Genomic DNA, 20,495 nt, shown 5'->3' on the forward strand with positions numbered 1-20,495 from the left:
GCTCTTCCTCTTCCTCGTCCTCGTACTCTTCCGGCTCTTCCTCTTCCGGCTCTTCCTCTTCCTCGTCCTCACCCGCGCCGAGGCGGGCTGTACGGTCACTGATCGCGTCGGCCAACGAACTCATCCCTCGGTTCGCTGTAGCTGTCAACGCCTTACGGCCGGCGTCGAGGACCTCCCCCTTCAATTGCCCCTGCAGCTCGGCGAATTGTGGGATCTCACCCAGCCTGCGCATCCCTTCAGCGGCAAGCTCACGCGGTTCGAGGCCGAATCGCCTGCCCGCGAGGTAAGTCGCCACCGTGAGGGCCAGTCGGCCCTTCTTGGTACGGCCCAGTAGGTAGCCGCCCACGACTGAGACGGCGAGGGCCAACTTGGTTTGCTCGTCCATGAGTGAGTCACCTTCGTTCATTCGGCGCGCAGAACGCTTCATGGAGTCGGTCGAGCAGCCTTTCCTCTTCCCGTTCGAACTCCTCCTGACTGATGTCTCCGTCTTCGAGCTCCTGGTTCAGCGCCACCAGTTGAGCGCGCAGTACGGCGGGGTCATGCAGCTCGCGCTCGGCGGCTTCATTGACTTTCTCCGCTACCCAGATCACTCCACGGACCGGCGCGAGAGGGAGTGTGAGCAATCCCGTGATGAGTCCCATGTCATGCTCCGGCCGGTACGGGAGGGCAGTCGTCGGCGACGAAGCTGTAGCAGGGCAGCGGGCCCGCAATGCGAAGCTCAACTCGTTCACGGTGCGCATCAGCAAACCGCTCCGCCGTCGTTCGGAAGTCGTCGCTGTCGCTCCGGTTGACGAGGAACGACACGTTGAGAGCGCATCCGTGAACCTCCGGCCCCGCTGCCACCGCGCGAGCCATGGGAGTGAGCTCGCGCACCAGGCGCTGACCGGCCTCGGCTGCCCTGCGGGACAGCGCCACAGCCACGGCTTCACCCAGCCGGAGCGTGGCGTCGTATCCGGGACGGCGACGGACGTCCTCGCGCAGACGCCGGATGTTCTTGTCCTCGGCCACGAGGGCGGCCAACCCGTTCTGGGCCGGAAGTGCCTTGATGTTCACCTCGACCCCGCCGTCGAGCTGCTCCAACGCCGCGATGTGGCGCGTCTCGGCGACGGCCAGTTGCTTGCGCACCATCTCCTCGTCCGGTGCAACCATTCCAAAGCGCATGGGCAGCACCGGTCCGCCGTCAGCCAGGCGCATCAGGAGATCCTGGTGTGCCAGCAGATCGCGACGGCGTGCCCGCAGCTGCGGGGGCGCATCGCTGACGACGGCGGTGACAGGCCCCTGCCGGACCACTCTCAAGGAAGCAGGCGGGCTGCCCACGCCGGTAGCGTCCATCGGCAGCGGCTTTCCGGTCCGGATGATCGCGTAGACGTACACACCATTGTTCGTCACCGGTCATGCCTCCACACGTCGGCGTCGACGGGCCCCGCTGCCGGCAGGCGCGCGTCGACGCGGCCGCTCCTGCTGCTCCTCGTCGGCCTCGTCGGACTCTTCGGAGTCATCGTCGTCACGGCCTCCGACCGCCTTGCGCACGGTGTCACCCACGGATTCCGCGGCCTTCCTCACCTTGCGCTTGCCGACGGACTTGGCCGCACCGCCACCGAACAGCTCCGGGACGGTGGTGCTGCGCGAGTCGCGCTCGAGGTCCAGTCGGTTGCACGCTTCGGCGAACCGCAGATAGGTGTCGACGCTGGCGACGACGATGCGCGCGTCGATCTTGAGGATCTCGATGCCTACCAGGGAGACCCGGACGAACACGTCGATAACCATGCCCCGGTCCAGGATGAGTTCCAGCACGTCGTACAACGTGCCGGCGCGCGGTGGGCACGCAACCTCGTCGGAGTAGACGGTGGTGGGCATGGGTGGGTCCTCTCAGCTGGTCGGGTAGCGCAGATCACTCGTCGGCGGAGCCCCTTCGATAGCGGCGGACCCTGCAGTACTCCATGAGCTCGCCGCCCTGATCGAGTTGCACCTCGTACGAGGCGAGCAAGCTCGTTGTGTCCGGAATTCGAGCCACCTCAAGGACGTCAACCACGACGCACCATCCGTCGTCCGTACGTCGTACTGCCGACACGCCCTCTATGGAATGGCTGATCAGCCCCTCCAGCCGCTGGCAGGCATCGCGGGCAGCTTGCTCCGGCCCCCGAGGGGAGGAGGCTCGCCCGCCCGACGTCTTTGCCGAGGGCCGCTCCCGCGTTCGCCGTTGCTCTGCCATAGGAACAAGTCTCATCGCTGACAGGAACGGCGCATCTTGTGCTGAGCCGTCGGCGTGGCCGCTGCGCCCCGTGCGTGCACCGGAGGCCTGCCACGCGGCGGCAGGGTCGGGCTACGACGGAATGCTTTGACCTGCGCTTTCTTCTGATTCCGGTTGCGGGAATCCCGTGATGAATCGCGGGGATTCCCAGACTCCCGGTGCCTGGGGAAGCAGCGCCGGATCGGTTAGTTCCACTCAGGCGTCAGTGGGGGCCGTGGGCAGACTTTGAGTGCATTCGGAATCATGCGGGCCATCCGCATGCCGCAGCCGCGAACGCCTGCCGCAGCACAGCGAGGCACTCATCACCTGGGCGTGTCGATCACCCTTATGACCCGCTGCCTGACCTTTCGGGAAGTGCACGCCCAGTCACAGTGGACACGAGCCTTGCGGCATGCGGAACGACGGGCCGCGTGACCAGGCTGGTTGGGCGCATGCTGTTGCTCTCTTGGGCCAGGAGACGGTACCTGGTTGGGGCTGACGGTGTTGCCCTGGCCGGTGCGCTGCGATCACGGCCAGTTCTTGCGGAGTGACAGGATTCTGATCACGCGGTCCTGGACAGGTGGTGCTCGCGGGCGATCTCGGTCACGGTGATGGTCTGCAGCAGCACATTGAGCCCCACGCGGTCGGGGTAGCTGAGCCAGGCGTCGTGCGCCTGGCCGAAGGTTGCGGCGGTGGTGGCGCGGGTTGCCCGGCAGCGCGCTGCTCGCTGCCGGGCCTGGGCGTGGAAGCCGTCAGCCGCAGCGGCGGCCGGTGTTGATGCAGCTCACGGCCTGTTTCATCAGCGCATCCGGCATGGCGTTGATGAAGTCACCGTGGTCGGTGACGGGCTTGTGGAGCGACTCGGGGAAGCTGTCGATCGCGAATCCGGTGGAGCCGGCGAGGCCGTTGTAGGTGACGCGCTGCACGAGTTGCGGGATCGGCCGGAACCCGGCGGGGCACGTGCCCCGGGCGTCGGCGAAGGCGACGTGGGAGCGGTGGTTGGCGCTGTCGGTGTTCTTGCCGTCCCAGCAGCTCTGGAACTTGGACACCCGCATCAGCTTGCTGCCCTGCGGGCAGATCGGGTACTTGTCCTTCAGCTCGACGCGATTCTCCAAGCCGGTGCAGGTGAACCGGGCGTTTGCGTTGGCTCCGCCGTTCGCGTTGGCCTTGGCGTCACCCGTGATGATGCGAAGGAACCGCGGCATGGCCGTCACCTTGGACCGGGGGTTGCCGACGAACTGCAACGAGACGGTCGCGGGGGTGAGGATCGCGCCGATGTTGCCCTCGGCGCCTCCGCCCTGTTTGTCGGCGTCCGACTCCTGGACGCCGCTGCGGTCCCGCAGCACGGGCCAGTAGTACGTGGACCGGTCGCCGTTGGTGCAGGTCGTCCGTGAGGCGGCCAGCGACTCGTTGGTGGTGAATCCGTCGACGCCGACCGCGCCCACGTAGTCGTGGGTGTGGTGGGCGCCGTTGGTCACCCCGGGAGCCACGATGACATTGTCGGAGTTGAACTGCCCCTGGGCGTTCACACCGCACCTCGACCGGAATGTGCCCGTGGAGGCGGAACGGCCGGCCCGCGCCTTCTGGACGTTCGGCGGGAAGGTGGTGATGTCGACGAAGTCCTCGGGCGACGGCCCGCCCGCGGGTGGCTGCCCGGCCCCCGGCGCGCCGGCAGGGGACTGTCCCGCCCCCTGCTGCTGGTCGCCCTGAGCCTTCGCCCCGGCAGTTCCCCCGTCCTCGACGGTGCAGAGCGAAAGGCTCTGCAGGTTCTGCGGACGCGCGCTTCCGGCCCGCTCGACGGCGATCTCGATCCGCTCCAGAGCGGCCGAGCGTTTGGACCACAACGGTCCGAGGACGGAACGGGAGGACGCGCCCTTGCCGGAGGCCAGCCGGGCGTCGGCCGCCGCGATGTCCTGCCGCATGAGGCTCAGGTCCCGACGCACCTCGGCACGAGCCTGCGCGGGAACGTCCGGCAGCCGCTCCACCGCCGACGGACAGACGACCGATGCGGCCCGCTGTCCGCCGGGGCTGCTGGCATTGGCCCCGGCGTTGACGACCGCAAGGCCGCCGCCTCCCAGCACCAGGCCGGCCACCGCGAGGAGCGCCTTTCGCCTGGTGCGGTTCATCTTGTGCCGCTGATTCATGGAGTGTGCTCGCTTTCTGCTGGTTCCGACCGCACGTCCGGATCAAGTCCCTGACGGCGGGCCCCCGTTGGCGGCACACTCTGGCAGCGCATCAGTCCCGTCCACCCCGTGAGTCCCAGGGGTGTCACAGTCTCGTAAGACCTGGGGGCGTGCCCTTCGGATCTTGCCGGGGCCCGCGAACGACAGCTGATGCCGGGAGAGCACCTGTGCGTGAACCATCCCGGACAGCCCACCGAGGATGGACTCCTCCGAGAGGGAGATCCCACTGTCGTCCTGCAGGACTGATCCGGCGAGTGCCATCGCCGTTGGTCACCGATTGCGCGATGGCCCCGAGGCGCCCGCCTGTGTCGCCGAAGGTGGCGGTGGTGAGTCTGCCGCTGTGCAGCAAGTGGTCGAGCGTGGGTTCGCACAGGGTGTCGGATCCAGGAGCGGTTGCCGCCTTGACAGCCGAGGAGCAGAGTGGTTTGGAGATCTTTAGGCGAATCGGGAGGTCACCGTGATCGCTCTGGGCGTCATTCTGCTCGTCATCGGGTTCGTGGCCGGTATCAGCATTCTTTGGACCATTGGGATCATCCTGGTCGTGATCGGGGCAATCTTTTGGATCTTGGGGTCGGTCGGGCATGCGGTCGGCGGGCGGCGACACTACTGGTAGAGGACCTCGCTTACGGGGGCGCTCGCGTAGTCCCCGTAAGCGCGGGCATCTGACAGCGAATACGGCCGTGCACGCGTGGCCGCAGCCACGGCGTTCACCTCCCAGGAGGCAAGCTCCTGGGAGGTATTCCGCACCCCGTGGCGGGTCGGCCACGGCCCCGCTCGCTCGCGCCGGTTCGCCGCGGCGAACGGGCCCCTCACCTGCTCGGTCCCGGCTCTGTGGCGGCGATCAACGCAGTCAACAGCTCACCCGGCGCCGCCGATACGGAGCCACAATGACGCGGGCCTCCTCCTCCCGTCGTGCGGCACCGTTTCCCCGCGGTTGCACGCGTTCCACGGCTACAACCCCATCGAGCGTCCGTCGACGCGGACATCGTCATCCCGGACGCGAACACGCCCGTACGTGACTACGCAAGGAGGAACGTCGTGGACGAACGATCGCACCTGCTCGGCATCTACCTCAACGACCATGTTGCGGGCTCTTTCGCCGGCACCGATCTGGCCCGTCGGATGGCGAAGACCCACGAGGATCCGGCAGTCTCTTCGGCCTTGGGGCCCATTGCGGCGGAGATTGCTCAGGACCGTTCGGCTCTGCTGGAGATCATGAGCAGGCTCGACCTCCCGGTCCGCCGTCACAAGGTCGTTGCGGGCTGGCTGTCCGAAAAGGCCGCTCGCCTCAAAACCAATGGCCGTCTTGTGCGTCGTTCGCCGCTCAGCTCCCTGCTGGAGCTGGAGATGCTGCGACTGGGCGTGGAGGGCAAGGCGGCGGCATGGAAAACGCTGCGGCTGCTGGCTGACAACGAGCCGCGGTTGGAGTCGCAGAGGCTGGACACCCTCCTCGAGCGTGCGGGGCGTCAGCTGCGGACGCTCGAGGAGCTGCGCCTCCAGCAGGCGGGAACCACATTCCGGCACGCATGACATGCCTTCTTGGTGCTGCGCGCGACAGTTGCGTGAAGCTCAGGCATTCGCAGGGGGCCGGTGGCAGGGACCGCCACGGGGGACCGTCGAGGTGCACTTCTACGCCGAACACGAGCCGACCGGCCGTCCACGAACATTGCGGCAAGGCGCCCCCAGCCTCGGTGGCTCAGCCGAGCATGGCGGTATCCGGCCTCCCCGCCGAGCCCGCCGTGCCGTCTCGGCCCGCGTGCACGGGCAGGTGGTAGACGGCGAAGGCGCGTCCGATCACCGGCTGGGCGACATTGCGCACGCGCACCCCGCCGCTGGTCATCCCATGCTCGCTGCCCAGGTGCGCATGGCCGTGAACAGCAAGGTCGGCTCCGGCTTCGTCCACGGCCTCGGCCAGCAGGTAGCTGCCCAGGAAGGGAAAGATCTCCGGCGGCTCGCCGGCAAGGGTGTCCGGGACGGGTGCGAAATGCGTCAGCGCGATCCGTACGGCGCAGTCGCGCTTCTTGAGCTCCTCCAGAGACCGTCGAAGGCCGTCAGCGCAAAGCCTGCTGCGACGCATGAACGCTTTCATCTCGGGCTCACCGAACTCGCCGCCGCTGCGTCCGGCGAACCCGCCGCCGAAACCCTTCGTACCGGCGACCCCCACCCGCACGCCGCCGACGTCCAGCACGGCGCCCTCGCTCTCCAGAACTGTCACTCCGGCCCCACCGAGCAGCGCCGTCACCTCGGCCTGCTGGTCGTTGTTGTAGTCGTGGTTGCCGAGAACCGCCACCACCGGCACGTCCAGGCCGGCCACCTCCCGGGCGACCACCTCGGCCTCGTCGACCGTCCCGTGCCGGGTCAGATCACCGGCGAGCAGTAGTACGTCGGCGCACTCGCCCAGAGTGTCGAAGGCCGGCCGGAGCGTCCCCGCACTGTCGGGTCCCATATGGATGTCGCCGACTGCCGCTACTCGGATCACGAGAGCTCCTCAGGATGGTCGGGTGCGGTCGTGGACACCACCACCAAGTCCTCCCGCAACGAGAGCCCCTGGAGGACCTCTCGTGCGACACGCAGTATCTCGTCGCGGCACGTGGGGCTCGAGACCGCGCCGGACAGCAGGACGGTGTCGCCGCGCAACTCGATCCGTACACCCATCTCCGCGGTCGGCCCGCTCGCCAGCCGGTCCCTCAGGTGTGCGATGCGGTACTCGGCGGTGTCGCCATGAGTCATGGCTTTGCCTCCCGCTTTTGGATGATCTCCAGACGCTCGAGGAGGTAGAGAAACGCCTCGGGCATCGGCGAATCCCGGTGCTCGCTGCGCACTCGGTCCCAGTCGATCTTCTCGCGGAGGCCCCGGGCGATGGGGAGTACGGCTCCGAAGTCACAGTGATGCTCGGAGAAGGCTGCGAGCAGACTACTGACGAGGTCGGTGGGCGACAGCACAGGCATGCGCACCGAGTCCACCGGCAGGGTCTCGGCCCGGTCGAGCAGCTCTGGAGTCACCGGCTGTTGTGCCAGCTCGAAGATCAGGTCGATTTCCTCACCATGGCTGCGGGCCTTGATCAGCCAGTCCTCCGGCGGGGTCCGCACCTCGACCTCAGCGTTCTCCAGCGCCTCGGTCACCACGGCCGCGTCTTCCCGCAGAATGCAGAAGTCGGTGTCGTGCTGGAGGCTGACCGGCACGCCGTGGGCGTAGGCGGCCACACTGCCGGCCAGAGCGAACGAGTGCCCGCCGCTCTTGAGTGTGGCGGCCACATGCTTGGTAGCTTCCAAGATCGACTGAGTGCGATCCGGCGGGAGTGGCCAGGCACTGCCCCGTACCTCTGCGCTCTGTTGCTGCACGCGTCCGCCCTCCACAGCGCTGCCTCCGGCCGGCCGCTGGTCAGCCGGGTTACCCCGGTCGCCGGGCTGAGGCTTACGAGTAGATCCTCACCAAATGCACCGTACTCGCCCACCGACCATCGCGGTCCCTTGTCGGCTCGCGTGCCAAAGCCTGTCCGTGGGGCCAGAGTGGAAGAGATGGCCGAGGACCGGATCCGGGCGCGGCGCTAGGGAACGGTCCCCGCGGCGGGCTCCGGCGGGCGACGTAACGCAGTACCTGGAGCGCTGCGCCCCCTGCGCCCCCTGACCGAATCGACGGCATCACGTAGTTGCTTCCCCGGCGGGTAGCAGGTACTGGACGAAGTGCAGACGGAAGGAAGTCCGATGAGCAACGCTGGAGGCAGGCACAGGGGGGTGGGCCCTGCAGATCTCGATGACCAGCAGCTGCTGCGGGAGCTGGAGACCATTCACCGCACGCGGCACGACACGTTGCTGCACGGCTCACAGAACGCGCTGGTAGCACACAGCATCCGTATGACGGAACTGGAAGCCGAGTACCTCAAGCGCCATTCCGACCGCCCTGTGGCGCCCGGCAGGACACGGGAAGGCGCCCGCGCGAGGACCGAGTGAGTGGTGGCATACGCCGCGCCCTCGGCGCACTGGGCCGATGGAAGTCCGTTCGCGCGCGGTCGTTGGCCAAAGAGCAGAAAGGGAAGTCGGTAATCATGGCTGCGGAACGCCCAACAATCGACGAGTCGTACTGGATGGTCACCACCCCCGGTACCGGCTACCCACCCGCCGGCACGGACCTGACCGCCGAAGTCGCCGTCATCGGCGGGGGCATCGCCGGCCTGTGCACCGCATGGGAACTGGTCCGGGCGGGCCTGGACGTCGTCGTCCTGGAGGCGGACCGGATCGCCGCCGGAGTGACCGGATACACCACAGCCAAACTGACGTCCCTGCACGGTCTGGCATACGCGCGGCTGGAGGCGAAGCACGGCGCCGACAACGCCGGTTTGTATGCGCTCTCGCAGCAGGACGCGGTCGAGCGGACAGCGACTCTCTGTGCCCAGCTGGACATCGACGCCGACCTGGAGCGCACCACTGCCTACACATACGCAGAGGATTCGAAGCGCGTGGGCGAGATCAGGGACGAGGCGGAGGCGGCTCGCAGGGCAGGACTCGACGCTTCCTTCGTGACCGAGACGGAACTGCCCTTCCCGGTCTCCGGCGCGGTGCGCGTCGAGGGCCAGCTGCAGTTCCACCCGCGGAAGTTTCTGCTCGCCCTGGCCGAGAAGTTCGTCGCCGCGGGCGGCCGCATTCACGAACGCAGCCGTGTCACCGCACTCCACGACGGCAGCCGCTGCCGACTGTCGACGGAAGACGGGGTGACGGTCGAGGCACGCGATGCCGTCATCGCGACGCACTACCCGGTATTCGACCGCGCCCTCCTCTTCACCCGGCTCAAGCCCCGTCGGGAACTGGTCATCGCCGCGCCGGTACCGTCCGATGCCGCGCCGACGGGCATGTACATGAGTCCCGAGGACAGGGTCCGTTCGGTGCGCAGCGCGCCCTACGACGAAGGGCGCCGACTGCTCATCGTCACCGGCGAATCGTTCGAGCCGGGGGCCGGAGACGTACGGCAACGGTTCGCGCGCCTCGACTCCTGGGCGCGCGAGCGGATGCCCGGCTTCGCAGAGGCCGGCAACGCCTACCGCTGGGCGGCGCAGGACAACGACTCGAGCGACCACCTGCCGTACGTCGGACATGCCCACCCCGGCACCCAGCACGTCTATGTGGCCACCGGCTTCGGCGGCTGGGGCATGAGCAACGGGGTGATGGCCGGCCGCCTGCTCGCGGCCCACATCGCAGGCGGGGGCCGACCTGCCTGGACCGACCTGTACGACCCGAGGAGGCTGCCTCGGGTGAGCGAGACGGCGGAGCTGGTCAAGTTCCAGGCTTCTACCGCCCGGCACTTTGTCGGCGACCGCTTGCACACCAGCCACGTCGACTCGGTGAACGACATCCCGCCCGGCAGCGGAGCGGTCGTACGACTGGAGGGAAGGCGCTGCGCCGTGTACCGCGACGAGTCGGGCCACGCCAGCGTGCTCTCCGCGCGCTGCACCCACCTCGGCTGCCTGGTGCAGTTCAACGATGCCGAGCGGGTCTGGGAATGCCCCTGCCACGGCTCCCGCTTCGCGACGGACGGTTCGGTTCTGCACGGACCCGCCACCAGGCCACTGGAATCTCGCGAGGCGCCCGGAACCGGGGGATGAACAGGGTGAGAGGTCCATCGGTCTCGGCTCTGATGACCTCATCGCGCATCCGCCCGGCAAGTACAAGGGAAGCAGCAGTCAAAGAGACAGGTCGCACAGGGCGATGGCCTCCTCCTCAAGACTCCCCATGATCAGCCGCCCGCCGTGTTCACAGACGCTGGTGACCATCCTGTAGCCGGATCCGCGGCGTGCAAGATCCTTCAGGACGCGTCCCGCACTGTCGATGCCGATGACGCGGGCGATGTCCCGAGGACGGGGCCTCAGACGACGGGCCACGCTCCACGCGAAGTGTGTGACCGCGGGCGGCGCGCGTTGCAGTCGCTCCAGCAGGGCCTGGCGCGGATTGGCCAGAGCGATCCAGATCATCCCGTTGCGACTGGATGAGAGGTTGTCGGGGAAGCCGGGCAGCTCCTCGATGAGGCTGTCTCGTTCGCCGGCCCTGGGGCCGGATAGCCACAGGCGCGTAAGCCGGTACGCCCCGGTCTCCGCCACGGTGACAAATGATTCGTCCGCCGCAAGCACCACCCCGTTGGCGAACTGCAGGTCCTCCAGGAGTACGTCGAGGCTCCCGTCCGGCCCGAGCCGGAGCAACTGCCCTGTTCCCGTGTGCTCCAGGATGTCGCCCAGCCAGTCCCGCAAGCCGAAGCGCCGGCTGGACACCGTGAAGTAGATGGTGCCGTCCGACGCGGCTGCCGCGTTGCTGCAGAACCGCAAGGGCGAGCCGTTCACCGCGTCGGCGAGGACTTCACCACCGGTGTCGCGCTGTGGATCGATGCGGAGCAAGCCTCTTTCCGCGTCGCAGACGAGGAGTCGGCCATCGGCGAGCAGCTCCAGTCCAAGGGGCCTGCCACCCGTGTTCGCTACCTCTTCGATCAGGGGCGGGCGCTGCCGTTCCGCTGCGGCGATCCTCAGGATCCGGCCGTCCGCAACACCGGTGAGCACACGTCCCAGCTCGTCGACCACGACATCCTCCGGGCCGCGAGCGCCGATCGGGACGATACGCAGCGGGGGTAATACGCCTCCTTCACGGTGCGGGCTCCGTTGACGCGTCATCGGGCCCGGCGGGCTCGGCGTGCCCGAACGCAGCGGACCATTTCCTCGGCATAGGGAAGGGCGACACCCGCGCCGATGACAGCGGCCAGGCCGGCCAAGTACCGGGCAGGCAACGGGTTCTCCTTTGGCAGGAGCTTCCAGTCCCCGGGGCTGCGCCCTCCGGCCAGCGTGGCTCGTACCTGGTCCGCGTGCAGGCATGCGGTGAAAGCCATGGCCGACAGCGGAAGGACCTCGAGGAAACTGTGGATGTGCTGCTCCAGCGGGCGCACCTCGCGCTCCTCGGAGGCAAGCCTCACGTCGTAGAGCGCGGTGGCGCCATGGGCCAGCGCCGCACCGCCCATGACTGTGAGCACCAGAGGATTGACCTTGGCAAGCAGGCCCATCGCGACCGGTACACCCGCCTCGGTCATCATCAGCGCGTGCACAGCCGATTCGCGTACGCCGCTGGTGTCCTCGATACGCGACCGCCGGTGCATCCACCAGTCGGCGACCCCGGGGACCACCCACAAGGGGAGAACCCCGTACAGCAAGAACCGCCGGTTGGTGGCTTCGACATCGGTCGAGGAGAAGGGCACGTCGAGGTCGCGGCCACGACGCCAGTACCGCCATGCGCGGAGTTCGGAACTTGAGGGCAGGGGCATGAGTGCCTTTCTGGTCGCTGGGCGATCAACTCATCAGTTGCGGCAGGCCCGTCATGGGGTTCCTCCTCTGAGATCGCGCCCCGCTCTCTGAGGGGGCGCCCCGGTACTGCGGCTCGGGTAACCGACGGCGGGGATGCGAAACGCCCCCGGCGCTTATGACGGAAAGTAGCTGCCTGGCACGGTTCCGGCCTCCCAGCGGCCCGCCCGGAAGACGAGTTCTGAAAGTTTCGGATATGCCGCGGCAATGTGGGCACTCGCGGTTGAGATGGACGGGGTACATATCGCCGCGCATCGATGGAAAGGACGTGAGTCCCGTGCGAGTGGCTTTTCTCATGGCTCCCGAGGGTGTGGAACAGGTCGAACTGACCGACCCCTGGCAAGCTGTCGTCGAAGCAGGTGGCGAGCCGGAACTACTCTCGACAAAGTCCGGACGCGTGCAGGCTTTCCACCACCTCGACAAGGCCGACACCTTCCCCGTTGACCGGACGGTCGCGGAGAGCAATGCAGAGGACTATGCCGGGCTGGTGCTTCCCGGAGGCGTCGCCAATCCGGACGCACTGCGTATGAACAAATCGGCCGTCGCATTCGTCAGGCTGTTCTTTGACCTGGCCAAGCCGGTGGCGGCGATCTGTCACGCCCCTTGGACGCTGGTGGAGGCCGACGTGGTGGGCGGGAGGACGCTGACCTCTTGGCCCAGTCTGCAGACCGACATCCGCAACGCGGGCGGCACGTGGGTCGACGAGGAGGTCGAGGTCTGTCGCGCCGCCCCCGCCACGCTGATCACGAGCCGTAAACCCGCCGATCTGAAGGCTTTCTCTTCGACGTTCATCCCGGAGTTCGGCAAGTGAGCGGCAGCACCCTGGAGAGAGCCCGATGGTTACCGTAAGCAACAAAATGACCAATAGGCATCCACATGCGCACTCTGGGTGATGAGCGCAAGATGGGCATGCCAGCCCACTCCCCATCTGAAAGGGCAACCGTCATGAGTAAGGCAAAGGCGAAGGCAAAGCAGGCCAAGGGAAAGATGAAGGAGACCGTCGGCAAGGCCACTGACGACCTGAGCATGCAGGCGGAGGGCCGTGGCGAGCAGATCACGGGCAAGACCCAGGAAGCCGCCGAAAAGGCTGCCGACCGGGCGAAGAAGTCCGGACGGTAAGCCGGGATCACTCAAGGACTGGACCTGAGGCGGTGCCCACCGCGTCAGGTCCAGCACCTTTAGCGTCAACCCCTGCCGCTTTTGGCGTCAACCCCCACCGCTCCGTCTCTTTCAGGGCTTGAGCGGATCGTGCCCGAGGGTCATGAGGCTGTGACGCGCCTGAACGTCCCCGGCGTCACGTACCCGCTCCTGCTGCGTTTCGACGGCTTCCACAACTTGGTGCATGACCTGAACGTCGTCGTCAGTGAGGTCGGCACGCCGCTTCAACAGAATCGTCAGCACATGCCGGCCCGCCTTGATGTCGGCGCCCGCCTGCAAGGTTTCCGCGCTCTCGGCCTCCTCGCGGGTTTTGAGCCATGCGCTCAGTTCCTGGGAGGTCATGTTCACCAATTGGTGAAACTCATCCCAGAGAGCCTCGGTCTCGACTGCGTCCATTTCACCCATACTCGGCTCCGTACATCGTGCCGTCTCTGCAGGCAGGCAGCCGCGCCGGCCATCGGGCGCAGCGGCTTTACAGCCCTGCCGATGCCTCTCGGGTGACCAATCGGCAAGGACTTCAAACCTGCCGAACAAAAGCGAGCCCCGACAATCAGGAATCCCCGGCGGACAACTTCAGGCCGGGGAGCACGTCAACGGCGCTCCAGGGAGCCTCGGACAAATGCTGCCTGACCAACGTGCTGCAGGTCGTCGGCGATGACGCTGATCAGACGGACGCCCAGAGTGACGGGCGGGGACCAGGTCTCGTCCACGACTCTGTCGAGCGCAGCGTCGTCGAGCCCGCGCACGAATCGCATGGTCTGCTCGTGGACGGCGTCGTAGTAGCCGAGCAGCAGCTCGGCGGACTGGACCTGTACCGCGGCGACCTGCTTGCTGGAGTGGCCGAACCCGGTCGCCCTCTTGGCAAAGGGCAGCTCGAAACGGTCCGCCCAGTCCTGGGAGAACCACACCTGCTCCCACGCGGCTGCATCAGCCACGTGATCGTCCTGGATGCGCGACAGATGCCATACGAGCCAGGCGATCGAATTCGCGTCGGCATCCAGCCGGGCGTTGAGGTCATCCGGTGAAAGCCCATCGACCGCCGCGTGTACTGACTCCCGGACGCGCTCGAACGCATCCGCCAGCAAATCCGAGCTGTTCATGCATCGATCCTTGGTCCTGGGCCGTCCCGGCAAGTGGCTATGTCTCCGGAACCACCATGAACCCTCGCCCGCCCCGGCCAGGCGTTCGACACGAAGTAGCGCGGCAGACACAGGTGATCGCGCCCCAAAACGCGTACCAACACCTCGAGCACATGCCAATCCGCTCCTCAATTTGTCCCGCGGTGCCGCCGGGGGCGTAACGTCTCGGCCATGACCGGCGCGCGACTTCGGCGAGGACGGCGATGAGAAAGATCATCTTGATGATGTCGGTGTCCCTTGACGGCTTCATCGAGGGACCGGACCGCCAGATCGATTGGCATATGGTCGACGACGAGCTGCACAGCCACTTCAACGAGCAGCTCAAGGTGATGGGCGCCTTCCTCAACGGACGTGTCACCCATGAGCTCATGGCCGGGTTCTGGCCAACCGCCGACTCGGACCCCTCAAGTGCCGGGCCCGTGGTGGAGTTTGCCGGTATCTGGCGGGACATGCCCAAGATCGTGTATTCCCGGACCCTGGAGCGGGCCGACTGGAACACCACCATCGTGCGAGACGTCGTCGTCGAGGAGGTCATGGCGCTCAAGGCGCGCCGGGCGGAGATCTCGGGCTCGGTGGTGCCGACCTCACCGCGACCTTCATACAGCACGATCTGATCGACGAGTACCGGCTCTACGTTCACCCCATCCTCATTGGACGGGGCAAGCCCCTGTTCCAGCCATCGGATGTCAAGATCAATCTTCGGCTCGCCGAGACCCGGACCTTCGGCAACGGAGTCGTCCTCCTCCGCTACCAGTGTGCCGAGGCTTCGTCGTCGGGATGACACAGACTGCGCGATCACAGCGTGGTGACCGGCGCGTCGGGCGGCAGCCGGAAATGCGTGCGCGCGGCCGACTCCAACGTGCTCGTAGCGTCCCAGTCTTCGTGCCGCACCACCTCCGCGCCCCCTTGCGAGAAGGAACGGCCGATCCACTCGTCATAGCCCACGCCGTCGGGCGGACTGTCCTGGCGTCGTACGTGGTAGCCACCCTTCCCGTCCTTGGACAGCTCCACCAGCCACGGCGCGCGGACGCCTGTTCCCCCGACAAGGGTCCGGCCCCGCGCTGCCAGTTCGGAGCAGCGTGTGACCAGACCCACCTTCAAGGCCTCGCCATCCATCTCGCGGATCTCGACGACCTTCTCCGCACAGAACCACAGGGCCGTGGAGGCCAACGAGGAGTCGGCCAGCATGCCGCCCTCCTTCTCCAGTCCGGCGACCAGTGCGTCATGCACGACCGGCTGGACGGCCTTCCTCAGCGTGGGATCGACATCAGGCGCGGGTGCCGTGCAGCCGGCGACCACCACCGCCAGGACTCCATATGCACCCGCATACCACCACACCCGCGCGCCGCTCACCGTCTCCCCCGCCCCCACGCTGCTGCGCTGCTGCGCCGTGAACTATACGTGGGAGCACGATTGTTCAGGTCCTGATACCAACTGGCTCTTACACGTGCGACCCAGGACGCAACGGCACTACTAGGTCATGTCCGACCAGGCGTACGGCGGCCGGATAGGTCCGCTCCCCGATCCGGCGCCCACAGCCTCCAGGTCACGGTCGGCCACTCTCATCAGCTGTCCGGCGATGTCTCTCATGGCACGGCTCGCCGCCAGTTCGTCGCCGATGGCGGGGACGTCCACGTCCTGGGGATTGCAGTGGGCCACCCCGTGGCCGGTGAGCGTCGCGGTGCCAGTGTCCAGCACCGCCTCGGCCTTCGTCGTGCCGTCCTCCTCGGTCAGGCGAACGCGGACCTTCCACTCAAGTGTCCGAGTCATGGCGCACCTCCTCGCCCGCGGCCGCAGTGCGCCGCCGCGACGCAGTCCTGCCTTCAGGATCCCCCCGCCGGGGCCAGGTCGCGCGCCACCCGGAAAGGGGGACCCGCCAGGCAAGGGGGGCTGGCCATCCGGGGGATCTCCTGTCCCCCACACGACGCGTTGCGCTGGGCGGGGCAGGGGACCCGTTACGTTCCGGAGACGAAGGCACTGCGCGGGGTGACCAGGCACCCGGTGACCGCCGGGTCCGGGAGGTGAGCGGTGGGGCACACGAACGGGCAGGCCCCGGTGCGAGCGCGCGGCGACGCATCGCCGCGACCCGCGAGCCGTGGCGCCGCACGGCGGCTGCGGTGCCTCACCGTGCTTCCCCTACTGGCCGGACTGCTGACCTCCTGCGGCTCAGAAGAATCCGGCCCGGTCAGTCTGAACTGGTACAACTTTCCCGACGATTCAGGAGCCCTGGCCGGCGCAGCGAGCAACTGCACCCGCGCCTCGGGCGGGCGCTACCGCATCGCGTACAACAAGCTCCCGCGCGGCGCGGACGGCCAGCGTCAGCAGCTCGTCCGCCGGCTCGCCGCGCACGACGACACCCTGGACATCCTGGGCCTCGATGTCACCTGGGCTGCGGAGTTCGCCGAGGCCAACTGGATCCTGCCGTGGACGGGCGGCAATCGCCGGAGTGCCACCGCGGGCACCCTCGAGGTGCCGCTGCGAACGGCGACGTGGAAGGGCAAGCTGTACGCCGTCCCGTACAACACCAACACGCAGTTGCTGTGGTACCGAAGCGACCTCGTGCCCAAGCCCCCCAAGACCTGGGCCGAGATGCTCGGCATGGCACGCAACCTCGCCAAGGAAGGCAAGCCCCACTACGTCGAGATCCAGGGCGCCCAGTACGAAGGGCTGACGGTCTGGTTCAACACGCTCGTGGAGAGCGCGGGCGGCTCCATCCTCAACGCCACAGCCACTGCACCCTCGCTCGGCCCGCCCGCGGTCCAAGCGGCCACGATCATGCACAACTTGGCCACCTCACCCGCAGCAGACCCCTCCTTGTCCAATCAGATGGAGGATCAGAACCGGCTGGCCATGGAGTCGGGCAGCGCCGCCTTCGAGCTGAACTACCCGTTCGTCTATCCCTCGATGAAGGCGAACAAGCCCGGCCTGTTCAAGAGCTTCCGCTGGGCGCCCTACCCCGGCGTGGACCCCGGCCGGCCGTCGAAACCCACCATCGGAGGCATCGACCTCGCCGTCGGCGCCTACTCGCGCCACCCTGACCTCGCGTTCGAGGCCGCGCTGTGCCTGCGCAACCGTCAGAACCAGATGACCGCGGCGCTCAAGGGCGGGCTGCCGCCCACGCTGCGCGCGCTCTACTTCGACAAGGCACTCTTCAAGAGCTACCCGTTCGCATCCGAAGTGCTCTCGGCCCTGGAGAACGCCAGCGTCCGCCCCCAGACCCCCGCCTATCAGAACGTGTCCATCGCGATCTCGCACACGCTCTCCCCGCCATCGGCGATCAGTCCCCGGAGCGACGTCGAGAACATCGGCAACCAGATCGAGGACGCCCTCCAGTCCAAGGGGCTGATCCCGTGAACACCCCGACCCCCGTTCCGTCGACGGTTCCGGCCCCCGCCCGCGGCAGGACCGGAGCGTTGTCCGAGGGCGCCCGGCAGGAGCGACGGCTGGGGTGGCTGCTCTGCGCGCCCGCGGTGGTCGTGATGCTCGCCGTCACGGCCTACCCCATCGGCTACGCGATCTATCTTTCTCTGCAACGCTACGACCTGCGCTTCCCAGGTCAAGCGCGCTTCGTGGGCCTGAGCAACTACGCGGCCGTGCTCTCCTCCGAGTTCTGGTGGGAGGCGTTCTGGGTCACCGTGTTCATCACCGTCATCTCCGTAGCCGTGGAACTCGTCCTCGGCTTCGCGCTGGCCCTGGTCATGCATCGCGCCATCTTCGGCCGCGGGACCGTGCGTACCGCCATCCTGATCCCCTACGGCATCGTCACCGTGGTCGCCGCCTATTCCTGGCAGTACGCCTGGACCCCGGACACCGGCTACCTCGCCGCACTCCTGCCGTCCGGCGATGCCCCGCTGACCGAGCATTGGCCGGCCATCGGGCTGATCATCCTCGCCGAGGTCTGGAAGACCACCCCCTTCATGGCACTTCTCCTGCTGGCCGGACTCGCCCTCGTGCCTGAAGAGACGCTGCGCGCCGCCATGGTCGACGGTGCGTCCGCCTGGCAGCGCTTCATTCTGGTCACAGTGCCGCTGATGAAGCCGGCCATTCTGGTGGCTCTGCTGTTCCGCACCCTGGACGCTTTCCGGGTCTTCGACAACATCTATGTGCTGACCTCGGGAGCTCATGGCACCGGCTCGGTGTCGATCCTCGGCTACGACAACCTGTTCACCGCGCTCAACCTCGGCATCGGATCGGCAATCTCCGTGCTCATCTTCCTGTGCGTCGGCCTGATCGCCTTCGCCTTCATCAAACTCTTCGGGGCTGCCGCCCCCGGCTCACAGGAGGCAGGTCGCTGATGGCCGGCGCAGGCAAAAGGCACCTCACCGGCTGGGCCATCGCCAACACCGTGGTGATCGCCTATGCCCTGTTCCCGGTCTGGTGGATCGCAGCCCTGTCGTTCAAGGACCCCAGCACCCTCACCGACGGCAACTTCGTCCCGGACAAGTGGACCCTGGAGAACTACAGCGGCATCTTCCAGACCTCGGAGTTCACCCGGGCCCTGATCAACTCCATCGGTATCGCCCTGATCGCCACAGTGATCGCCGTTGTGCTGGGCACCATGGCCGCCTACGCCGTAGCGAGGCTCCGTTTCCCCGGCAAGAGGCTGCTGATCGGCATGTCCCTGTTGATCGCGATGTTCCCGCCGATCTCGCTGGTGTCCCCGCTGTTCAACATCGAGCGCATTCTGGGGATCTTCGACACCTGGCCGGGGCTGATCATCCCGTACATGACCTTCTCCCTCCCGCTCGCGATCTACACCCTGTCGGCGTTCTTCCGGGAGATCCCGTGGGATCTGGAGAAGGCGGCCAAGGTCGACGGGGCCACGCCCGCCCAGGCGTTCCGGCTGGTGATCGCGCCGCTGGCCGCGCCGGGCGTGTTCACCACCGCCATCCTCGTCTTCATCTTCTGCTGGAACGACTTCCTGTTCGCGATCTCCCTGACCTCGACAACCAGGGCCCGCACCGTGCCCGCGGCGATCGCCTTCTTCACCGGGAGCAGCCAGTTCCAGCAGCCCACCGGTTCGATCGCCGCCGCGGCGGTAGTGATCACCATTCCGATCATCGTCTTCGTGCTGCTGTTCCAGCGGCGTATCGTCGCCGGACTGACGTCCGGGGCCGTCAAGGGCTGACCGGCAGCAGCCGACAGTCAGGACAAGGAGCACCGACCGTGGCCGAGATCGTTCTCGAGGGCATCACCAAGCGGTTTCCCGACGGCGCCCTGGCCGTGCGGGACGTCAATCTCACCGTCGGCGACGGGGAGTTCGTCATCCTGGTCGGGCCCTCCGGTTGCGGCAAGTCCACCACGCTCAACATGATCGCCGGGCTTGAGGACATCACCGATGGCACCCTGCGGATCGATGACCAGGTCGTCAACGACAAGGCGCCCAAGGACCGCGACATCGCCATGGTCTTCCAGAGTTACGCCCTCTATCCGCACATGACCGTGCGAGAGAACATGGGCTTCGCCCTGCGTCTGGCCAAGGTCGACAAGACCACCATCAGGAGCAAGGTGGAGGAGGCCGCCCGCGTCCTCGACCTGACGAATCATCTGGACCGCAAACCCGCGAACCTCTCGGGTGGCCAACGCCAGCGCGTCGCCATGGGCCGCGCCATCGTCCGCGACCCCAAGGCGTTCCTGATGGACGAGCCGCTGTCCAACCTCGACGCCAAGCTCCGGGTACAGATGCGCACCCAGATCTCTCGACTTCAGCAGCGTCTGGGCACCACCACCGTTTACGTCACCCATGACCAGACCGAGGCCATGACGCTCGGGGACCGTGTGGTCGTCATGCGCAGCGGCGTCGTTCAACAGGTCGGCACCCCGCAGTATCTCTACGACGAGCCACGCAACCTGTTCGTCGCGGGGTTCATCGGCTCACCCGCCATGAACTTCCTCCAGGCCACCCTGGAGGAGAACGTGTTGCGCACCGTCGTCGGCGAGATGCCCCTGTCCGACGAGGTACGCCAGAGCCTGGAGCGCCAGAACGCGTCCCGGGACCTCATTGTGGGTCTGCGGCCCGAAGCCTTCGAGGACGCCGCACTGGTCGATCCGGGCCGGTTGCGGACGGGAACCACGTTCACCACCACCGTGGATGTGGTGGAGTCCTTGGGCTCGGACGTCTACGCCTACTTCACCGAGGAGGACTGGCAGCCGACCGCCACCTCGGAGCTGGACGAGCTGGCCGCCGATTCAGGCATCAGTGAGACGGGAGCCAGCGGCCATCAGATTGTCACGCGGCTCAGTACCGGGACGCAGGTCCGCGAGGGGAGCCAGGCCGAGTTGTGGGTGGACACCTCGAGGATCCGTGTCTTCGACCCACGCACCGGCGCGAACCTCACCCACCGGGAGAACGGCGGCGGATGAGCCCGGACTGTCCGAGCGAGCCTGACGTGCAGCCGACGCAGTCGCCCAGCATCGACGGACGGTCTCGTGCAGAGCGGCGGACTGCTCACTCATGG

24 protein-coding genes and 2 pseudogenes are annotated in these 20,495 nt (G+C 67.2%); 11 read left to right on the forward strand and 15 right to left on the reverse strand.

From position 1 onward, the window contains the following. From AB0D12_RS33535 to AB0D12_RS33560, 6 genes and pseudogenes are all read right to left on the reverse strand, one after another. A pseudogene (locus tag AB0D12_RS33535) lies at nucleotides 1-385 on the reverse strand (histone protein); the annotation flags it as partial. 7 nt (nucleotides 386-392) lie between these two features. Beyond that, nucleotides 393-641, reverse strand: a complete 249-nt coding sequence (locus AB0D12_RS33540; RefSeq protein ID WP_362691421.1) for a gas vesicle protein GvpG — start codon at nucleotides 639-641, stop codon at nucleotides 393-395. A gap of 1 nt (nucleotide 642) precedes the next feature. Then, nucleotides 643-1,389: a GvpL/GvpF family gas vesicle protein gene (locus AB0D12_RS33545; RefSeq protein WP_362691424.1), complete on the reverse strand. Its 747-nt coding sequence runs from the start codon at nucleotides 1,387-1,389 to the stop codon at nucleotides 643-645. Nucleotides 1,390-1,392: 3 nt separating this feature from the next. Further along, nucleotides 1,393-1,857 (reverse strand): gas vesicle structural protein GvpA, encoded by a 465-nt coding sequence (locus AB0D12_RS33550; protein WP_362691427.1) that lies wholly within the window; start codon nucleotides 1,855-1,857, stop codon nucleotides 1,393-1,395. A 34-nt stretch (nucleotides 1,858-1,891) separates the two neighbouring features. Next, nucleotides 1,892-2,212: a gas vesicle protein gene (locus AB0D12_RS33555; RefSeq protein WP_362691430.1), complete on the reverse strand. Its 321-nt coding sequence runs from the start codon at nucleotides 2,210-2,212 to the stop codon at nucleotides 1,892-1,894. A gap of 770 nt (nucleotides 2,213-2,982) precedes the next feature. Further along, a complete protein-coding gene (locus AB0D12_RS33560; protein ID WP_362691433.1) occupies nucleotides 2,983-4,374 on the reverse strand; it encodes a DUF1996 domain-containing protein in 1,392 nt (463 codons plus the stop codon). A gap of 496 nt (nucleotides 4,375-4,870) precedes the next feature. Here AB0D12_RS33560 and AB0D12_RS33565 point away from each other — a divergent pair, with 496 nt between their 5' ends. Together AB0D12_RS33565 and AB0D12_RS33570 are read left to right on the forward strand one after the other, a co-directional pair. Further along, nucleotides 4,871-5,026 carry a DUF6131 family protein gene (locus AB0D12_RS33565; RefSeq protein WP_362691436.1) on the forward strand — a complete coding sequence of 52 codons (156 nt, stop codon included), beginning with the start codon at nucleotides 4,871-4,873 and terminating at the stop codon, nucleotides 5,024-5,026. A gap of 425 nt (nucleotides 5,027-5,451) precedes the next feature. Then, nucleotides 5,452-5,943, forward strand: a complete 492-nt coding sequence (locus AB0D12_RS33570) for a hypothetical protein (RefSeq protein WP_362691439.1) — start codon at nucleotides 5,452-5,454, stop codon at nucleotides 5,941-5,943. Nucleotides 5,944-6,109: 166 nt separating this feature from the next. Here the strand turns inward: AB0D12_RS33570 and AB0D12_RS33575 are convergent, their stop codons facing one another. From AB0D12_RS33575 to AB0D12_RS33585, 3 genes are read right to left on the reverse strand one after another with little or no spacing between them, the layout of a single operon-like run. Then, on the reverse strand, nucleotides 6,110-6,892 hold the full coding sequence (locus tag AB0D12_RS33575) for a metallophosphoesterase (protein ID WP_362691442.1): 783 nt from the start codon (nucleotides 6,890-6,892) through the stop codon (nucleotides 6,110-6,112). After that, on the reverse strand, nucleotides 6,889-7,143 hold the full coding sequence (locus AB0D12_RS33580) for a hypothetical protein (RefSeq protein ID WP_362691445.1): 255 nt from the start codon (nucleotides 7,141-7,143) through the stop codon (nucleotides 6,889-6,891). The genes AB0D12_RS33575 and AB0D12_RS33580 overlap by 4 nt, the downstream gene beginning before the upstream one ends. Then, nucleotides 7,140-7,769, reverse strand: coding sequence for a nucleotidyltransferase family protein (locus tag AB0D12_RS33585; RefSeq protein WP_362691448.1), 630 nt, complete (start codon nucleotides 7,767-7,769; stop codon nucleotides 7,140-7,142). Before AB0D12_RS33585 ends, AB0D12_RS33580 begins: the two co-directional genes overlap by 4 nt. Before the next feature lie 348 nt (nucleotides 7,770-8,117). Between AB0D12_RS33585 and AB0D12_RS33590 the strand changes: the two genes are divergently transcribed. Together AB0D12_RS33590 and AB0D12_RS33595 are read left to right on the forward strand one after the other, a co-directional pair. Further along, nucleotides 8,118-8,363: a DUF6158 family protein gene (locus AB0D12_RS33590; RefSeq protein WP_362691451.1), complete on the forward strand. Its 246-nt coding sequence runs from the start codon at nucleotides 8,118-8,120 to the stop codon at nucleotides 8,361-8,363. A gap of 95 nt (nucleotides 8,364-8,458) precedes the next feature. Beyond that, the gene (locus tag AB0D12_RS33595; protein ID WP_362691454.1) at nucleotides 8,459-10,009 is read left to right on the forward strand and encodes an FAD-dependent oxidoreductase; all 1,551 of its coding nucleotides are present in this window, start codon (nucleotides 8,459-8,461) and stop codon (nucleotides 10,007-10,009) included. A 78-nt stretch (nucleotides 10,010-10,087) separates the two neighbouring features. Here the strand turns inward: AB0D12_RS33595 and AB0D12_RS33600 are convergent, their stop codons facing one another. Together AB0D12_RS33600 and AB0D12_RS33605 are read right to left on the reverse strand one after the other, a co-directional pair. Next, a complete protein-coding gene (locus AB0D12_RS33600) occupies nucleotides 10,088-11,062 on the reverse strand; it encodes an SMP-30/gluconolactonase/LRE family protein (protein WP_362691457.1) in 975 nt (324 codons plus the stop codon). Further along, the gene (locus AB0D12_RS33605; RefSeq protein WP_362691460.1) at nucleotides 11,059-11,703 is read right to left on the reverse strand and encodes a diguanylate cyclase; all 645 of its coding nucleotides are present in this window, start codon (nucleotides 11,701-11,703) and stop codon (nucleotides 11,059-11,061) included. Before AB0D12_RS33605 ends, AB0D12_RS33600 begins: the two co-directional genes overlap by 4 nt. 314 nt (nucleotides 11,704-12,017) lie before the next feature. On the opposite strand from AB0D12_RS33605, the gene AB0D12_RS33610 reads away from it, so the two are divergent. Next, on the forward strand, nucleotides 12,018-12,551 hold the full coding sequence (locus AB0D12_RS33610; protein ID WP_362691517.1) for a type 1 glutamine amidotransferase domain-containing protein: 534 nt from the start codon (nucleotides 12,018-12,020) through the stop codon (nucleotides 12,549-12,551). Nucleotides 12,552-12,685: 134 nt separating this feature from the next. After that, the gene (locus AB0D12_RS33615; RefSeq protein WP_362691463.1) at nucleotides 12,686-12,859 is read left to right on the forward strand and encodes a CsbD family protein; all 174 of its coding nucleotides are present in this window, start codon (nucleotides 12,686-12,688) and stop codon (nucleotides 12,857-12,859) included. A gap of 111 nt (nucleotides 12,860-12,970) precedes the next feature. Here AB0D12_RS33615 and AB0D12_RS33620 read toward each other — a convergent pair whose 3' ends face one another. Continuing rightward, a complete protein-coding gene (locus tag AB0D12_RS33620; protein ID WP_362691466.1) occupies nucleotides 12,971-13,303 on the reverse strand; it encodes a DUF3140 domain-containing protein in 333 nt (110 codons plus the stop codon). Nucleotides 13,304-13,488: 185 nt separating this feature from the next. After that, nucleotides 13,489-13,998 (reverse strand): DUF664 domain-containing protein, encoded by a 510-nt coding sequence (locus tag AB0D12_RS33625; RefSeq protein ID WP_362691469.1) that lies wholly within the window; start codon nucleotides 13,996-13,998, stop codon nucleotides 13,489-13,491. 242 nt (nucleotides 13,999-14,240) lie between these two features. On the opposite strand from AB0D12_RS33625, the pseudogene AB0D12_RS33630 reads away from it, so the two are divergent. After that, nucleotides 14,241-14,818: pseudogene (locus AB0D12_RS33630) on the forward strand (dihydrofolate reductase family protein). Nucleotides 14,819-14,832: 14 nt separating this feature from the next. Here the strand turns inward: AB0D12_RS33630 and AB0D12_RS33635 are convergent. Together AB0D12_RS33635 and AB0D12_RS33640 are read right to left on the reverse strand one after the other, a co-directional pair. Continuing rightward, a complete protein-coding gene (locus tag AB0D12_RS33635; protein ID WP_362691472.1) occupies nucleotides 14,833-15,390 on the reverse strand; it encodes a hypothetical protein in 558 nt (185 codons plus the stop codon). Nucleotides 15,391-15,510: 120 nt separating this feature from the next. Continuing rightward, on the reverse strand, nucleotides 15,511-15,807 hold the full coding sequence (locus AB0D12_RS33640) for a DUF1876 domain-containing protein (RefSeq protein ID WP_327327721.1): 297 nt from the start codon (nucleotides 15,805-15,807) through the stop codon (nucleotides 15,511-15,513). 357 nt (nucleotides 15,808-16,164) lie between these two features. On the opposite strand from AB0D12_RS33640, the gene AB0D12_RS33645 reads away from it, so the two are divergent. Genes AB0D12_RS33645 through ugpC form a run of 4 tightly spaced genes read left to right on the forward strand, consistent with a single transcriptional unit; the run spans nucleotide 16,165 to nucleotide 20,400 of the window. Then, the gene (locus AB0D12_RS33645; RefSeq protein WP_362691475.1) at nucleotides 16,165-17,391 is read left to right on the forward strand and encodes an ABC transporter substrate-binding protein; all 1,227 of its coding nucleotides are present in this window, start codon (nucleotides 16,165-16,167) and stop codon (nucleotides 17,389-17,391) included. Next, nucleotides 17,388-18,332: a sugar ABC transporter permease gene (locus tag AB0D12_RS33650; RefSeq protein ID WP_362691478.1), complete on the forward strand. Its 945-nt coding sequence runs from the start codon at nucleotides 17,388-17,390 to the stop codon at nucleotides 18,330-18,332. Before AB0D12_RS33645 ends, AB0D12_RS33650 begins: the two co-directional genes overlap by 4 nt. Then, nucleotides 18,332-19,165 carry a carbohydrate ABC transporter permease gene (locus AB0D12_RS33655; RefSeq protein ID WP_362691481.1) on the forward strand — a complete coding sequence of 278 codons (834 nt, stop codon included), beginning with the start codon at nucleotides 18,332-18,334 and terminating at the stop codon, nucleotides 19,163-19,165. Before AB0D12_RS33650 ends, AB0D12_RS33655 begins: the two co-directional genes overlap by 1 nt. A 38-nt stretch (nucleotides 19,166-19,203) precedes the next feature. Then, on the forward strand, nucleotides 19,204-20,400 hold the full coding sequence (ugpC, locus tag AB0D12_RS33660; protein ID WP_362691484.1) for a sn-glycerol-3-phosphate ABC transporter ATP-binding protein UgpC: 1,197 nt from the start codon (nucleotides 19,204-19,206) through the stop codon (nucleotides 20,398-20,400). Nucleotides 20,401-20,495: the final 95 nt, after the last annotated feature.

It is taken from the genome of Streptomyces sp. NPDC048479 (assembly GCF_040651435.1).
Lineage (GTDB): Bacteria > Actinomycetota > Actinomycetes > Streptomycetales > Streptomycetaceae > Streptomyces.

Coding starts and splice junctions, on each gene's coding strand:
- AB0D12_RS33600 (WP_362691457.1), bottom strand. CDS start 11,062: ATGACGCGTCAACGGAGCCCGCACCGTGAAGGAGGCGTATTACCCCCG.
- AB0D12_RS33625 (WP_362691469.1), bottom strand. CDS start 13,998: ATGAACAGCTCGGATTTGCTGGCGGATGCGTTCGAGCGCGTCCGGGAG.
- AB0D12_RS33580 (WP_362691445.1), bottom strand. CDS start 7,143: ATGACTCATGGCGACACCGCCGAGTACCGCATCGCACACCTGAGGGAC.
- AB0D12_RS33605 (WP_362691460.1), bottom strand. CDS start 11,703: ATGCCCCTGCCCTCAAGTTCCGAACTCCGCGCATGGCGGTACTGGCGT.
- AB0D12_RS33540 (WP_362691421.1), bottom strand. CDS start 641: ATGGGACTCATCACGGGATTGCTCACACTCCCTCTCGCGCCGGTCCGT.
- AB0D12_RS33640 (WP_327327721.1), bottom strand. CDS start 15,807: ATGACTCGGACACTTGAGTGGAAGGTCCGCGTTCGCCTGACCGAGGAG.
- AB0D12_RS33590 (WP_362691451.1), top strand. CDS start 8,118: ATGAGCAACGCTGGAGGCAGGCACAGGGGGGTGGGCCCTGCAGATCTC.
- AB0D12_RS33620 (WP_362691466.1), bottom strand. CDS start 13,303: ATGGGTGAAATGGACGCAGTCGAGACCGAGGCTCTCTGGGATGAGTTT.
- AB0D12_RS33615 (WP_362691463.1), top strand. CDS start 12,686: ATGAGTAAGGCAAAGGCGAAGGCAAAGCAGGCCAAGGGAAAGATGAAG.
- AB0D12_RS33560 (WP_362691433.1), bottom strand. CDS start 4,374: ATGAATCAGCGGCACAAGATGAACCGCACCAGGCGAAAGGCGCTCCTC.
- AB0D12_RS33655 (WP_362691481.1), top strand. CDS start 18,332: ATGGCCGGCGCAGGCAAAAGGCACCTCACCGGCTGGGCCATCGCCAAC.
- AB0D12_RS33595 (WP_362691454.1), top strand. CDS start 8,459: ATGGCTGCGGAACGCCCAACAATCGACGAGTCGTACTGGATGGTCACC.
- AB0D12_RS33555 (WP_362691430.1), bottom strand. CDS start 2,212: ATGGCAGAGCAACGGCGAACGCGGGAGCGGCCCTCGGCAAAGACGTCG.
- AB0D12_RS33550 (WP_362691427.1), bottom strand. CDS start 1,857: ATGCCCACCACCGTCTACTCCGACGAGGTTGCGTGCCCACCGCGCGCC.